Source organism: Pseudomonas sp. YL2 (assembly GCF_023063025.1).
Lineage (GTDB): Bacteria > Pseudomonadota > Gammaproteobacteria > Pseudomonadales > Pseudomonadaceae > Aquipseudomonas > Aquipseudomonas putida_A.
The window spans coordinates 86,507-100,119 of record NZ_JAJSLU010000012.1; the positions used below are offsets into that span (position 1 = coordinate 86,507).

General features: G+C 60.6%; 13 protein-coding genes. 7 read left to right on the forward strand and 6 right to left on the reverse strand.

All coding sequences use genetic code 11. The annotated features are described in order from the left end of the window. Nucleotides 1-246: 246 nt before the first annotated feature. The 3 genes from LVD08_RS17875 to LVD08_RS17890 all read right to left on the reverse strand — a co-directional run bounded on the left by LVD08_RS17875 (nucleotide 247) and on the right by LVD08_RS17890 (nucleotide 4,630). Complete coding sequence (locus LVD08_RS17875; protein ID WP_247268814.1) at nucleotides 247-1,530, reverse strand: NAD(P)/FAD-dependent oxidoreductase; 1,284 nt, start codon at nucleotides 1,528-1,530, stop codon at nucleotides 247-249. Nucleotides 1,531-1,581: 51 nt separating this feature from the next. After that, the gene (locus LVD08_RS17880; protein WP_103370534.1) at nucleotides 1,582-3,072 is read right to left on the reverse strand and encodes an aldehyde dehydrogenase; all 1,491 of its coding nucleotides are present in this window, start codon (nucleotides 3,070-3,072) and stop codon (nucleotides 1,582-1,584) included. Nucleotides 3,073-3,253: 181 nt separating this feature from the next. Further along, the gene (locus LVD08_RS17890; RefSeq protein WP_027611689.1) at nucleotides 3,254-4,630 is read right to left on the reverse strand and encodes a glutamine synthetase family protein; all 1,377 of its coding nucleotides are present in this window, start codon (nucleotides 4,628-4,630) and stop codon (nucleotides 3,254-3,256) included. Nucleotides 4,631-4,912: 282 nt separating this feature from the next. Here LVD08_RS17890 and LVD08_RS17895 point away from each other — a divergent pair, with 282 nt between their 5' ends. The 5 genes from LVD08_RS17895 to LVD08_RS17915 all read left to right on the forward strand — a co-directional run bounded on the left by LVD08_RS17895 (nucleotide 4,913) and on the right by LVD08_RS17915 (nucleotide 10,243). Next, nucleotides 4,913-5,674 (forward strand): gamma-glutamyl-gamma-aminobutyrate hydrolase family protein, encoded by a 762-nt coding sequence (locus LVD08_RS17895; protein ID WP_247268815.1) that lies wholly within the window; start codon nucleotides 4,913-4,915, stop codon nucleotides 5,672-5,674. Nucleotides 5,675-6,042: 368 nt separating this feature from the next. Beyond that, the gene (gene potA, locus LVD08_RS17900; protein WP_007962457.1) at nucleotides 6,043-7,185 is read left to right on the forward strand and encodes a polyamine ABC transporter ATP-binding protein; all 1,143 of its coding nucleotides are present in this window, start codon (nucleotides 6,043-6,045) and stop codon (nucleotides 7,183-7,185) included. Nucleotides 7,186-7,214: 29 nt separating this feature from the next. Beyond that, nucleotides 7,215-8,096, forward strand: coding sequence for an ABC transporter permease subunit (locus LVD08_RS17905; protein ID WP_171061872.1), 882 nt, complete (start codon nucleotides 7,215-7,217; stop codon nucleotides 8,094-8,096). Next, nucleotides 8,093-8,965, forward strand: coding sequence for an ABC transporter permease subunit (locus LVD08_RS17910; RefSeq protein ID WP_247268816.1), 873 nt, complete (start codon nucleotides 8,093-8,095; stop codon nucleotides 8,963-8,965). The genes LVD08_RS17905 and LVD08_RS17910 overlap by 4 nt, the downstream gene beginning before the upstream one ends. A 180-nt stretch (nucleotides 8,966-9,145) precedes the next feature. Beyond that, entirely contained in the window at nucleotides 9,146-10,243 is a 1,098-nt protein-coding gene (locus LVD08_RS17915) for a polyamine ABC transporter substrate-binding protein (RefSeq protein WP_139054667.1), read from the forward strand. 242 nt (nucleotides 10,244-10,485) lie between these two features. On the opposite strand, the gene thpR is transcribed toward LVD08_RS17915, so the two are convergent. Continuing rightward, the gene (thpR, locus tag LVD08_RS17920) at nucleotides 10,486-11,025 is read right to left on the reverse strand and encodes an RNA 2',3'-cyclic phosphodiesterase (protein ID WP_247268817.1); all 540 of its coding nucleotides are present in this window, start codon (nucleotides 11,023-11,025) and stop codon (nucleotides 10,486-10,488) included. Nucleotides 11,026-11,130: 105 nt separating this feature from the next. Between thpR and LVD08_RS17925 the strand changes: the two genes are divergently transcribed. After that, nucleotides 11,131-11,325 carry a hypothetical protein gene (locus tag LVD08_RS17925; protein ID WP_247268818.1) on the forward strand — a complete coding sequence of 65 codons (195 nt, stop codon included), beginning with the start codon at nucleotides 11,131-11,133 and terminating at the stop codon, nucleotides 11,323-11,325. Between the two features lie 252 nt (nucleotides 11,326-11,577). Here the strand turns inward: LVD08_RS17925 and LVD08_RS17930 are convergent, their stop codons facing one another. Together LVD08_RS17930 and LVD08_RS17935 are read right to left on the reverse strand one after the other, a co-directional pair. Then, nucleotides 11,578-11,931, reverse strand: coding sequence for a DUF1428 domain-containing protein (locus tag LVD08_RS17930; protein ID WP_027611682.1), 354 nt, complete (start codon nucleotides 11,929-11,931; stop codon nucleotides 11,578-11,580). 2 nt (nucleotides 11,932-11,933) lie between these two features. Then, nucleotides 11,934-13,013 (reverse strand): hypothetical protein, encoded by a 1,080-nt coding sequence (locus LVD08_RS17935; RefSeq protein ID WP_247268819.1) that lies wholly within the window; start codon nucleotides 13,011-13,013, stop codon nucleotides 11,934-11,936. A 314-nt stretch (nucleotides 13,014-13,327) separates the two neighbouring features. Here LVD08_RS17935 and LVD08_RS17940 point away from each other — a divergent pair, with 314 nt between their 5' ends. Then, nucleotides 13,328-13,600: a hypothetical protein gene (locus LVD08_RS17940; RefSeq protein WP_003226119.1), complete on the forward strand. Its 273-nt coding sequence runs from the start codon at nucleotides 13,328-13,330 to the stop codon at nucleotides 13,598-13,600. The last annotated feature ends 13 nt before the right edge of the window (nucleotides 13,601-13,613 follow it).

Sequence of the window (13,613 nt, forward strand, 5' to 3'; positions counted from 1 at the left end):
GTTGATATGGCCTCTTCGCGAGCAGGCTCGCTCCCACAGTTGGATCTCTTTTGTATCAGTTGGCTTTGTGGCGGTTGTCAGGGAGTCATCGCTGGCAAGCCAGCTCCCACAGGGTTTGCAGTGTTTCTGTGGGAGTGATGGTGCCTGTACTGGCGCCATCGCGAGCAGGCTCACTCCTACAGTGGGCACCTTGGTGTTTAAGGTAAAAAACCGGCGGGGTCTTGGGGACCGCCGCCGGGGAGGTAACTAGATGCCGAAACGGTCGCGCAGCGAGTAGTAGACGGCGCCGAGGGCGGTCAATGGGGCGGAGAAGGTGCGGCCGCCGATCATGGGCATGTGTGGCAGGGAGGCGAAGGCGTCGAAGCGTTCGGCGTCGCCACGGATCATTTCCGAGATCAGTTTGCCGGCCAGGTGCGAGCAGGTGACGCCGTGGCCGCTGTAGCCTTGCATGTAATAGGCGTTTTTCTCGATGCGGCCGAATTGCGGCATGCGTGACATGGTCAGCAGGAAGTTGCCGGTCCAGCGGTAGTCGATTTTCACGTCCTTGAGCTGCGGGAAGGTCTTGAGGATCTTCGGCCGGATCAGTTGTTCGATGTCGTCCGGTTCCCGCGCGCCGTAGACCACACCGCCGCCGTACAGCAGACGGTTGTCGGCCGTGAGACGGTAGTAATCCAGCAGGTAGTTGCAGTCTTCGACGCAATAGTTGTTGGTAATCAGGCTGCGCGCCTGCTTCTCGGTCAGAGGTTCGGTGACGACAATCTGCGAGCCGCACGGCATGCTTTTCGCGGTCACGCGGTTGTCCAGACCTTGCGACAGGTAGGCGTTGCCGGCGATCAGCAGGTACTTGGCGCGCACCTGGCCTTTGGCGGTGCGCACCACGTTCGGCTCGCCGTATTTGATTTCCACGGCAGCCGATTGCTCGTAGATCTTGCCGCCCAGGCGCACGATGGCCGCTGCTTCACCGAGGGCCAGATTCAGCGGATGAACGTGACCGCCCTGCAGATCCAGCAGGCCGCCAACGTAGGCGTCGGAGCCGATTTCGCGACGAATGTCAGCGGCGTCGAGCATCTTCAGGTTCTTGTTGCCGTAGCGTTCCCAACTGCGCTTCTGCTCGGCCAGACCGTTGAGTTGTTTCTTGTTCATCGCTGCGAAAATGCCGCCCGGGCGGTAGTCGCATTGGATGTCGTAGTCCTTGATCCGCGAACGGATGATGTCGGCGCCCTCGAAGATCATACTGCCGAGGATTTCCGCCGTCTTGTCGCCGTAGCGTTCTTCGATCACATCGACGTCGCGGCTGTAGGAGTTGACCAGTTGCCCGCCATTGCGCCCACTGGCGCCGTAGCCGACTTTCGCCGCTTCCAGCACCGTGACTTTATAACCGGCCTCGCTCAGAAACAGCGCCGAGGACAGGCCGGTGTAGCCGGCGCCAATGATGCAGACATCGCACTCGACCGACTCTTCAAGGGTCGGGAAGTCGATCACTTCGTTGCGCGTGGCGGCGTAGTAGCTGTTGACGTGTTGTTGTTTCATTTTATTGTTCTCCGAGGGTCGCCCATCAAGGGCGACCACCGCTGTAGAAAATCAGAGCTTGATCCAGGTCGCTTTCAGCTCGGTGTACTTGTCGAACGCGTGCAGCGATTTGTCGCGACCGTTGCCCGACTGTTTGAAGCCACCGAACGGTGCGGTCATGTCGCCGCCGTCGTACTGGTTGACCCAGACGCTGCCGGCCCGCAGGCCACGGGCGAAGGTGTGCGCCTTGCTCAGGTTGCTGGTCCAGACACCGGCGGCGAGGCCGAAGATACTGTCGTTGGCGATTTGCAGCGCTTCTTCAACGGTGTCGAAGGTGATCAGCGACAGCACCGGGCCAAAGATTTCTTCGCGGGCGATGGTCATCGCATTGGTCACGCCGTCGAAGATCGCCGGTTGCACGTAGAGGCCACCGGTTTCTTCGAGGGTGCGCTGGCCGCCGGCAATCAGCTCGGCGCCCTGCTCACGGCCGATGCTGATGTAGCGCAGTACGTTGTCCAGTTGACGCTGATCCACAACGGCACCGACGGTGGTCGCCGGGTCGAGGGCGTGCCCCGGCTTCCACGCTTGCAGCGCTTCCACCAGCAGCGGGATGAATTGCTCGCGGATCGAACGCTCGACCAGCAAACGCGAACCGGCGGTGCACACTTCGCCCTGGTTGAAGGCGATCGCACCGGCCGCAGCCTGGGCGGCCGCGCGCAAGTCCGGAGCGTCGGCAAACACCACGTTCGGGCTCTTGCCACCGGCTTCGAGCCAGACGCGTTTCATGTTGCTCTGGCCGGCATAAATCATCAGTTGCTTGGCAATCGCCGTGGAGCCGGTGAAGGCCAGCACGTCGACGTCCATGTGCAGCGCCAGCGCCTTGCCGACGGTGTGGCCGAAGCCCGGCAGGACGTTGAACACGCCTTTCGGAATGCCCGCGTCCAGCGCGAGCTGGGCGATGCGGATCGCGGTCAGTGGCGACTTTTCCGAAGGCTTGAGAATGAACGAGTTACCCGCCGCCAGCGCCGGGGCGAACTTCCAGCTGGCCATGATCAGCGGGAAGTTCCACGGCACGATCGCGGCGACTACGCCGGATGGCTCGCGGGTCACCAGGCCGAGTTGATCGTGCGGGGTGGCGGCAACTTCGTCGTAGATCTTGTCGATGGCCTCGGCGCTCCAGCGGATCGCGTTGGCGGTCGCCGGAATGTCGATGCTCATCGAGTCGCTGATCGGTTTACCCATGTCGAGGGTTTCCAGCAGCGCCAGTTCTTCCTGGTGTTGCAGGATCAGATCGGCGAAGCGGATCAGGATGCGTTTGCGCTCGGCCGGGGCTTTGTTGGCCCACACGCCGGAGTTGAACGATTGGCGCGCGACTTCGACGGCGAGGTTGGCGTCGGCTTCATCGGTGCTGGCCACGGAGGCGAGAAAACGGCCGTCGACGGGGCTCAGGCATTCGAAGGTAGCGCCGCTGATCGCCGGGCGATATTCACCGTTGATGAACGCGCGGGATTCGATGGTCAGGGACTGGAAGCGTTGTTCCCAGTCGTTGCGTGTGGTTGTCATGGTTGTGGCTCGACAAGGGGTGGATGACGGGCGAACACCCGTCAATCGAATTGGGTAGCCGAATCCCCTGTGGGAGCGGGCTTGCTCGCGAAGGCGTCGTTACATCCAACGTCTTCATTGCGAGATACTCCGCTTTCGCGAGCAAGCCCGCTCCCACATTGGGTCGGTGTTGGTCTGCAAATCACACCGTATGCAGATACCAGTTGTACTCAAGGTCGGAAATCGAGTTCTCGAACTCGGCCAGCTCGCTTTCCTTGCACGCGACGAACACGTCGATGTACATCGGGTCGATGTACTTGGCCATGACTTCGCTGTCGTCCAGCTCACGCAATGCGTCGCGCAGATTGTTCGGCAGGCTTTGTTCGTTCTGCTCGTAGCTATTGCCTTCAACCGGCGCGCCCGGCTCGATCTGGTTGGTCAGGCCGTGGTGAATGCCGGCCAGTACCGAAGCCATCAGCAGGTACGGGTTGGCGTCGGCACCGGCCACGCGATGTTCGATGCGCACGGCGTCAGCCGAACCGGTCGGTACACGTACCGCAACGGTGCGGTTGTCGATGCCCCAGCTCGGCGAGTTCGGCACGTAGAACTGCGCGCCGAAGCGGCGGTACGAGTTGACGTTCGGGCACAGGAACGCCATTTGCGCAGGCAGGGTCTCCAGCACACCGCCGATCGCGTGGCGCAGCGCGGCGTTCTGCTCGGGATCCTCGCTGGCGAAGATGTTGTTGCCTTCTTTGTCCAGGATCGAAATGTGAACGTGCAGACCGTTGCCCGCCTGGCCCGGATACGGCTTGGCCATGAAGGTGGTGTCCATCTCGTGGTCATAGGCGATGTTCTTCACCAGACGCTTGAGCAACACCGCGTAGTCGCAGGCCTTGATCGGGTCGGAGACGTGATGCAGGTTGACTTCGAATTGCGCCGGGGCGCTTTCCTTGACGATGGCGTCAGCCGGAATGCCCTGCTCTTTCGCGCCTTCCAGAATGTCCTGGAGGCAGTCGACGTATTCGTCGAGATCGTCGATCAGATACACCTGAGTCGACACCGGGCGCTTGCCGGACACCGGCGAACGTGGCGACTGTGGACGGCCGTTCACGTTGTCCTGGTCGATCAGGTAGAACTCGAGTTCGAACGCGGCGCAGATGGTCAGCCCCAGTTCGTCGAATTTGCGCACCACATTGGCCAGCACTTCACGCGGGTCGGCGAAGAACGGCTCGCCCTCGATCTCGTGCATGGTCATCAGCAGTTGTGCGGTTGGGCGCTTCTGCCACGGCTCGATGCTCAGGGTGCCAGGGATCGGGTAGCAGATGCGGTCGGCGTCGCCGATGTCCAGGCCCAGGCCGGTGCTTTCCACCGTGGAGCCATTGATATCGAGAGCGAAGAGCGAGGCCGGCAGGTTGATGCCTTTCTCGTAAACCTTGTGAAGACTGGTGCGCTCGATGCGCTTGCCGCGCACCACACCGTTCATGTCTGCAATCAGAAGGTCGACGTACAAAACCTCAGGATGTTTCTTAAGGAATGCGTTTGCTTCGTTGAGTTGAACGGCACGCAGAGGGACCGACATGATGCACCTATTTAGCTGTTAATTATTATGTTCACCGCTGTTTCGCCGAGCCAGTCAATCCGAAAGGCAAAGTGAAGTCAATAGCGAACACCTGGCCGCTCAGCGTTTATTTTTCGGGCTTTTTTTAACACTCACGTGCCAATGCAGGCGCCGCAAGGCCTGGAATCATGAAGATTGGATGAACGGCGTTTAGAATTTTTTACATGGCAGTTGTTAATTAAAATCAACGAGGCTAAGCTCCGGAAAAGCTCGTTCAAGTGTCAAACTTCGAGGTGAATAAAAATGGCATTCAAGCCATTGATCGGCGTTACTGCGTGCGTCAAACAGATTGGCCTGCACCCCTATCACATCAGCGGCGACAAGTACGTACGTGCCGTCAGCGTTGGCGCTCGGGGTCTTCCAGTGGTCATTCCTTCCCTTGGCAAACTGACTGAAATCGAAGACCTGCTCGGTCAACTCGACGGTCTGTTGCTGACCGGCTCACCCTCGAACGTGGAGCCCTTCCACTATCAAGGCCCGGCCAGCGAACCCGGTACGGATCACGATCCGGCGCGGGACGCCACCACCCTTCCTTTATTGCGTGCAGCTATTGCGGCGGGCGTTCCGGTGCTCGGCATTTGCCGTGGCTTCCAGGAAATGAACGTGGCCTTCGGTGGCAGCCTGCACCAAAAGGTGCACGAACTGCCGGGCATGCTCGATCACCGTGAAGCCGACAGCCCGGACGTGGCCGTGCAATACGCACCGGCGCATGCCGTGAGCGTGCTGGCGGGCGGTGTGTTCGAAGCGCTGGCGTTGCCGGGCGAGTTCCAGGTCAACTCGATTCACAGCCAGGGCATCGACCGCCTCGCGCCCGGCCTGCGTGCCGAAGCGGTGGCGCCGGATGGCCTGATCGAGGCGATCTCGGTCGAGCACAGCCCGACCTTCGCCCTCGGCGTGCAATGGCACCCGGAATGGCAGGTGCTGGACAACCCGAACTACCTGAAGATTTTCCAGGCATTCGGCGAGGCCTGCCGGCAACGGGCAGCGCGACGCAACCAGCGCTGACTCAACCCAGGATTTCAAAACTGTTTACTGCCCCCACGGGGTCGGCGGTTGCGCGTGTGCGCATCCGTCATCCGTGAAAACAACAAACCGTAATAACAACAAGTACGACCCAGGCAGCCAGGACGGCGGCGCCGACCAAGCCCTCGGCAGCGCAAGGTCAGTCAGGCATGCGCAATTCCCCTGTAGGAGTGAGCCTGCTCGCGATAGCAGAAGACCAGTCAACAGAGATGTCGACTGAGATGGCCTCATCGCGAGCAGGCTCACTCCTACAGGGGGATATGTAATGACTGAAATTGCGCTTACAGGCTTGCAATCCACTTAAGCCCGGCCACGTTGGCCGAGCGAACGAAACCTGTTGGGAGTTTCACATGGCAAACGCCTCCAGCACTTACCGGAAGGCACTTGAAGGCCACCAGCAACCGAAAAAGGTTCTGGTGAAAGTCGATCGTGTCACCAAGAAGTTCGACGAAACCACGGCCGTGGACGATGTGTCCCTGGAGATCCATCAGGGCGAAATCTTTGCCCTGCTCGGTGGCTCCGGCTCGGGCAAATCGACCCTGCTGCGCATGCTCGCCGGTTTCGAGCGGCCGACTGAAGGGCGGATTCTGCTCGACGGTGTGGACATCACCGACATGCCGCCGTACGAGCGGCCGATCAACATGATGTTCCAGTCCTACGCGCTGTTCCCGCACATGACTGTGGCGCAGAACATCGCCTTCGGCCTCAAGCAGGACCGTTTGCCGGCCAGCGAAATCGATGCCCGTGTCGAAGAGATGCTGCGCCTGGTGCACATGACCCAATACGCCAAACGCAAACCCCATCAGTTGTCCGGCGGTCAGCGCCAGCGCGTCGCCCTTGCCCGCTCCCTCGCTAAACGTCCAAAGCTGTTGCTGCTCGACGAGCCGATGGGCGCGCTGGATAAAAAGCTGCGCTCGCAGATGCAACTGGAACTGGTGGAGATCATCGAGCGCGTCGGCGTGACCTGCGTGATGGTGACCCACGACCAGGAAGAAGCCATGACCATGGCCGAGCGCATCGCGATCATGCATCTGGGCTGGATCGCCCAGATCGGCAGCCCGGTCGACATCTATGAAGCGCCGGTCAGCCGCATGGTCTGCGAATTCATCGGTAACGTGAACGCCTTCGACGGCACCGTGGTGGAAGACCTTGAAGGTCACGCGATCATCCACAGCCCGGACCTGCAGCAGAAGATCTACGTCGGCCACGGCGTCAGCACGTCGGTGCAGGACAAGTCGATCACCTACGCAATCCGCCCGGAAAAAATGCTCGTCAGCACCATCAAACCCGAAGTCCGCTACAACTGGTCCGAAGGCAAGGTGCATGACATCGCCTACCTCGGCGGCCACTCGGTGTTCTACGTCGAGCTGCCGGGCGGCAAAATCGTCCAGTCGTTCATGGCCAACGCCGAACGCCGTGGCGCGCGGCCGACCTGGGACGACAAGGTCTACGTCTGGTGGGAAGACGACAGCGGCGTGGTACTGCGCTCATGAGAACCTTCAATCAGCAATTCCTGCGCCTGGTGCCCAGCGGGCGAAAGTTCGTCATCGGCATCCCGTTCATCTGGCTGTTCCTGTTCTTCATGCTGCCGTTCTTCCTGGTGATGAAGATCAGCTTCTCGGAAGCCGCGCTGTCGATCCCGCCGTACTCGGAGATCTACACCTACGCCGAACAGAAATTCCAGCTGATGCTCAACATCGGCAACTACACCATGCTCGGCGAAGACGAGCTGTACCTGTCGGCCTACCTCGGTTCGCTGAAAGTCGCAGCGCTGAGCACGCTGATGTGCCTGGTGATCGGTTTCCCGATGGCCTACGCAATCACCAAGGCGAGCAAGGAAGCGCAAAACGTCCTGCTGCTGTTGATCATGATGCCGACCTGGACCGCGATCCTGATCCGCGTTTATGCGTGGATGGGCATCCTCAGCAACAACGGTCTGCTCAACGCGTTTCTGATGTGGACCGGGCTCACCGATCACCCGATCGAGATCCTCAACACCAACACCGCGGTGTATATCGGCGTGGTGTATGCGTACCTGCCATTCATGGTGCTGCCGTTGTACGCCAACCTGGTGAAGCACGATGGCAGCCTGCTGGAAGCCGCGTCGGATCTAGGTTCGAGCAACTTCAACAACTTCTGGAAAATCACCGTGCCGCTGGCCAAGAACGGCATCATCGCCGGCTGCATGCTGGTGTTCATTCCAGTGGTCGGCGAGTTCGTGATTCCGGAACTGCTGGGTGGCCCGGAGACGCTGATGATCGGTCGTGTGCTATGGCAAGAGTTCTTCAATAACCGCGACTGGCCGGTGGCGTCTGCGCTGGCGGTGGTGATGCTGTTGATCCTGATTGTGCCGATTCTGCTGTTCAACCGCAGCCAGGCCAAAGAGATGGAGGCACGGGGATGAAACGCTTCGGTTTTTCCAAGTTCATGTTGATCTTCGGCCTGATGTTCATTTATCTGCCGATGCTGATTCTGGTGATCTACTCGTTCAACGCCTCGAAACTGGTGACGGTATGGGGAGGCTGGTCAGTGAAATGGTACGTCGGCCTGCTCGACAACACGCAACTGATGGGCTCGGTGGTGCGCTCGCTGGAAATCGCCTGCTACACCGCGATTGCCGCCGTCGCACTGGGCACCCTCGCCGCCTTCGTCCTGACGCGAGTGACGCGCTTCAAGGGTCGCACGCTGTTTGGCGGTCTGGTGACGGCGCCACTGGTGATGCCTGAGGTGATCACCGGTCTGTCGCTGTTGCTGCTGTTCGTGGCGATGGCGCAGTTGATCGGCTGGCCGCAGGAGCGTGGCATCGTCACGATCTGGATCGCCCACACCACGTTTTGTGCCGCCTATGTGGCGGTGGTAGTCTCCGCCCGCCTGCGGGAGCTGGATCTGTCGATCGAAGAAGCCGCGATGGATCTGGGGGCCAAGCCGTTCAAGGTGTTTTTCCTGATCACCATTCCAATGATCGCGCCGTCGCTGGCAGCGGGCGGGATGATGTCGTTCGCCCTGTCGCTGGATGACCTGGTGCTGGCGAGCTTCGTTTCCGGCCCGGGCTCGACCACGCTGCCGATGGAAGTGTTCTCGGCGGTGCGCCTGGGCGTGAAGCCTGAGATCAACGCCGTGGCCAGCCTGATTCTGCTCGCGGTGTCGCTGGTGACCTTCCTGGTCTGGTACTTCGGCCGCAAGGCAGAATCCAACCGCAAGAAGGCGATTCAGGAAGCGATGGATCAGACGGCGAATGAGGCGTGGCAGCCTCAGCGCGCAGCCACCGCCTAAGCAACACCGATGAACAACTGTGATGAACAACTGTGGCGAGGGAGCTTGCTCCCGCTTGAGTGCGCAGCGCTCACAAGATTTTTGGGGCTGCTTCGCAGCCCAGCGGGAGCAAGCTCCCTCGCCACAGGTTTTACGTACACCCGGTTTGTGTTTTTGAATAAAAAGAATGGAGTTTCACCGATGAAAATGTTTGGCAGGACTCTGCTGACACTGTCCTTAATGGGCGCAATCGCCACGGGCGTCCAGGCCAACGACAAGGTGCTGCGTGTTTACAACTGGTCCGATTACATCGCGCCGGACACCGTCAAGAAGTTCGAAGACGAGACCGGCATCCAGGTGACCTACGACGTGTTCGACAGCAACGAGACCCTCGAGGCGCGTTTGCTGGCGGGCAAATCCGGTTACGACATCGTCGTGCCGTCCAACAGTTTCCTGGCCAAGCAGATCAAGGCCGGGGTCTATCAGCCGCTGGACAAATCGAAGCTGTCGAACTGGAAGAACCTCAACCCGGTGCTGCTGAAAAACGCCTCTGCCAGTGATCCGGACAACGCTCACGCGTTCCCGTACATGTGGGGCTCGATCGGCATCGGTTTCAACCCGGACAAGGTCAAGGAAGTGCTCGGCGCCAAGGCCCCGACCAACTCCTGGGACTTGCTGTTCAAGCCGGAAAACGCCGAGAAGCTGAAAGCCTGTGGCATCAGTTTCCTCGACTCGCCGACCGAAATGATCCCGGCCGCCCTGCACTATCTGGGCTACCCGGTGAACGACAAGGACAAGGCGCACATCCTCGAAGCCGAAGCACTGTTCATGAAGATCCGCCCGTACGTGGCGTACTTCCATTCTTCGAAGTACATCTCGGACCTGGCCAACGGCAATATTTGCGTGGCGGTCGGTTACTCCGGTGACGTGCTGCAGGCCAAGGCCCGCGCGGTAGAAGCCGGCAACAAAGTGCAGATCGATTACAGCATTCCAAAGGAAGGCGCCGGCAGCTTCTACGACATGGTCGCGATCCCGCGCGATGCGGCGAACGTCGAGAACGCCTACCTGTTCATGAACTTCCTGATGCGCCCGGACATCATCGCCGAGATCACCAACAGCAACGGCTACAGCAACGCCAACTCGGCGGCGACGCCACTGGTGGACGAAGCGATCCGCAACGATCCGGGTTCGTATCCGTCGCAGGCGGTAATGGCGACGTTGTATGCGGTGCCGGATCAGCCGATTGCCACGCAGCGGATCATGACCCGCGGCTGGACCCGGGTGAAGCTCGGTAAGTAACCAAATACCCCTGTGGGAGCGGGCTTGCTCGCGAAAGCGCAGTGTCAGGCACAGATGAATTGACTGACCTGACGCCTTCGTGAGCAAGCCCACTCCCACAGGAGATAGGTGTCAGCTTGAAAGTTTACGGTTTCCCGTTCACGCAGCGCCTTACCACCGCTGCACCCTGCAATGAACGGCCTCACCTGGCTCCCTCGGCTCAGGTGAATTTCAGGCGCCCTCGGGCGCCTTTTTTTCTGCGCTCAATTCAATGGCCAATCCTGCAGGATTCGATAGCGACCCTTGCGCGATTCGAACAAGGCAAAGCGCTCGGCGCGCAGGAAAAACTCCGGCGGCGTAGTGGCCTCCGGCGCCTCTGTTCGATAGTCACGGGCCAGGGTCAGGTGCGGGCGAAACTCGCGTGGTGATTCTTCGAAGCCGAACGGCAGCATCGCCTGCTCCAGCGCATACACCAGGCGCAACAGCGCCGGCGGCGCGTGTTCCGGCGCCAGAGACAGAATCCCCGCCCGATGCCAGACCTGCAGACGATCCAGCGCAATCTTCAATGGCTCACCCGGCGTGCGCACCTTGCCAGCGGCTTCGCAGACTTCATGGATCTGCGCCAGCGGTACGGCACCGAGAAACAGCAGCGTCAGGTGAAAGTTATCCGCCGGCACCGCTTTGCCGGTGCGCAACCCCAGCTCGCCGCGCCACTGGGCAATGGCCTTGCGTTGCGGTGGCGGGCAGTCGAGGGCAAAAAACAGTCGCTTGAACGGTTCATCCCTGCGCGCATCATCGGTCATGGGCCAACTCCTTCGCTCGTCGATCAGCCGATTCTACACAGGCTTCTCTGACGACTGGCGACGCCCGGCTATAGTTCAAGGATTGCCATCGAACCGGAGGTCGCCATGCGCGAGATCCTCAGCAAAGAACCGTGGTGGGCCCGGCCACCCAGCCCCGGGCAGGATGAAACCGAGCTGGAATGGGGCTGGCTGGTGCATTACAGCGAAGGTGAACCGCGTTTCGAATTCGTCCGCGAACGGCCCACGGACGAGCAGATTCGCAACCGCAAAGGCTGCCGGATCACCCCCTCTCCAGAGTGATCACAGGCCATTGTGGGAGCGGGCTTGCTCGCGAAAGCGGTGGGTCAGCCACGAAGAAATTGGCAGTGCCGGCCCCTTCGCGAGCAAGCCCGCTCCCACAGGGTTTCGCAGGATGACGACAATCGTGGGCACACCACAACTCCGGGGTGGGAGCGGGCTTGCTCGCGAAAGCGGTGGGTCAGCCATGAAGATATCGGCTGTGCCGGCCCCTTCGCGAGCAAGCCCGCTCCCACAATGGATTTGCGTTGGTCTTCAGGCTTCAAGAATGTTCTTGAAGCCCCCAAAGATCATCCGCTGCCCATCAAACCCCATTGGATTGACGTCCGGTTGCATGCGCGGGTCTTCCATCATCTTTGCCATACCGGCATCGCGGGTGGCCTTGTCGGGCCAAATCAGCCAGCCGGACGACACCGTCTCGCCGTCCTTGAGTTTCACCGCCATCGGGAATGACGTGACTTTGCCTTCCGGCACGTCATCGCCCCAGCACTGAACCACCTCCTTCGCTCCGTATTCCTTGAACAGTTTCGCGGCGATCTCACAGTGTTTTTTGTACTGTTCGCGATTGGCATTCGGCACGGGTGCTACAAAAATATCGATGTAAGCCATGATCACTCTCCTTGCACGGTGGGTTCGATCTGCCGGGTAGTCGATTGCGGCGGCTGCCATTCGACACGATTCACGCCCTGCCCGACCGACGGTTGTTCGCCCCCGCCAAGGCTGCCCTCGACCTGCCCGGCGATATGCAGGGTTCCGGCCATGACTCCGGTGGTCGGGTTTTGCAGCAGTTTCGCCCAGGTCTTGTCGAAGGTGCTGCCCAGGCTGCTGCGAATCAGCGCTTCGCTGTCGGGCCGGTCGTTGGCCTGGATGATCGCGCGGATGCCCGCCACGCCGATCGAGATCACCCCGCCGACCAACTTGCCCGCCGCAGCCGCCACGGCGCTGGCGGCACCGCGTGGAGCCATTTCCGCCTCCATCCGCTGGCTGGCGCGTTTGGCCACGGGGGCCATGCCGGCGTCGGTCGAAGCGATGCCCTTGCTGCCGCCTTCGGTGTGGATCTTGTCGATCAGCGCGGCATACGCCGGCAAGGTGTTCAGCGGCTCGGTGCTGATGATTTGATACAGCGACGCATCACGCGCCGGCGGCGGCCCGAGGGCAATCGCCGGGACCTTCTGCAGACGCCCGTTGAGCTGGGCCACCGGCACACCGTAACGCTGGGCGATGAGCGGCATCTGCTGGGCCATCAGTTGCGCGTAGAACGCCGTGGCCTGCCCGAGGATCGCATCCGGATCGATCTCCACCGCCACCGGTGCCAGCACTCTTTCCTGATATTGCTCAAGCAGATAGCTCGCCAGGCGCTTGGCCGAAGCGTCCTGCTCGCCGCCGGCACTGATGGTGTACCAACTGACCTTCATCGACAGCCATTCCTGAGTCCAATAGCTGCTGAACCACGGAATGAAATTTTCTTCAGTTTGCTGATAGACGCGAGTGCGCCAATGTTCCATTGAGCCACGGGCAAATACTTTGACTTGCTCGGTGGATTGCTGCGAGGCGCTGACGATGTCGCGATCGATCTGCTGCCAGGTCGCCGGCGATACCACCACCGCTCGCGGCGCCACCGGGTCCCGCGCCGAGGAGGCGCAGCCAGCCAGCAGACACAGTGCGGCGAGGCTCAGCGCACGCAGGTTCACGGTGGTGGAGTCCTTGAATGGAGGAAACAGATTTGAGTATAGGTGCGGGTATTGGGCCATTTGTCGTTTGTGGCCGGACGGGCGCTCTCACTTTGAAATGCGTTCCCCCTGTGGGAGCGGGCTTGCTCGCGAAGGGGCCGGCACAGCCAACATCTTCATGGCTGACCCACCGCTTTCGCGAGCAAGCCCGCTCCCACAGGGGGAAGCATCAACCATCAACGCCGTCGATATTCACCATCGCCACGTTTGCCTTCCGCCCGCCGCCCGGCGAAGGCACGATTCACCCATCCGAGACGCAACGAGGAGTACCCATCATGATTCGCACCATCACCCTCTCCGTGAGCTTCCCGGTGTTCGGCAGCAACTACTACGACCAGCAAGTCGTCTCGCGCAAGACCCAGGCGCTGCTGTTCAACGAAGATTTCGATGATGTGCTGATGCCCGCCGCGAGCAATCATTTCAGCAATGAAGTGGTCGGCATCAACGATCAGTTCCGCTTTCTGAGCGACATACTCGCCACCCATTTGCTGGATCTCGAGGCCACCGCGCCTGCGCATTCCAGCGTCCGGGCGAGCGCTCATTTTTAATCGACGAGGGCGT

What these genes read in the sequence shown, in the direction of transcription:
- LVD08_RS17875 (WP_247268814.1), bottom strand. Translation starts at nt 1,530, where the DNA reads ATGAAACAACAACACGTCAACAGCTACTACGCCGCCACGCGCAACGAA.
- LVD08_RS17880 (WP_103370534.1), bottom strand. Translation starts at nt 3,072, where the DNA reads ATGACAACCACACGCAACGACTGGGAACAACGCTTCCAGTCCCTGACC.
- LVD08_RS17890 (WP_027611689.1), bottom strand. Translation starts at nt 4,630, where the DNA reads ATGTCGGTCCCTCTGCGTGCCGTTCAACTCAACGAAGCAAACGCATTC.
- LVD08_RS17895 (WP_247268815.1), top strand. Translation starts at nt 4,913, where the DNA reads ATGGCATTCAAGCCATTGATCGGCGTTACTGCGTGCGTCAAACAGATT.
- potA (WP_007962457.1), top strand. Translation starts at nt 6,043, where the DNA reads ATGGCAAACGCCTCCAGCACTTACCGGAAGGCACTTGAAGGCCACCAG.
- LVD08_RS17910 (WP_247268816.1), top strand. Translation starts at nt 8,093, where the DNA reads ATGAAACGCTTCGGTTTTTCCAAGTTCATGTTGATCTTCGGCCTGATG.
- LVD08_RS17915 (WP_139054667.1), top strand. Translation starts at nt 9,146, where the DNA reads ATGAAAATGTTTGGCAGGACTCTGCTGACACTGTCCTTAATGGGCGCA.
- thpR (WP_247268817.1), bottom strand. Translation starts at nt 11,025, where the DNA reads ATGACCGATGATGCGCGCAGGGATGAACCGTTCAAGCGACTGTTTTTT.
- LVD08_RS17925 (WP_247268818.1), top strand. Translation starts at nt 11,131, where the DNA reads ATGCGCGAGATCCTCAGCAAAGAACCGTGGTGGGCCCGGCCACCCAGC.
- LVD08_RS17930 (WP_027611682.1), bottom strand. Translation starts at nt 11,931, where the DNA reads ATGGCTTACATCGATATTTTTGTAGCACCCGTGCCGAATGCCAATCGC.
- LVD08_RS17940 (WP_003226119.1), top strand. Translation starts at nt 13,328, where the DNA reads ATGATTCGCACCATCACCCTCTCCGTGAGCTTCCCGGTGTTCGGCAGC.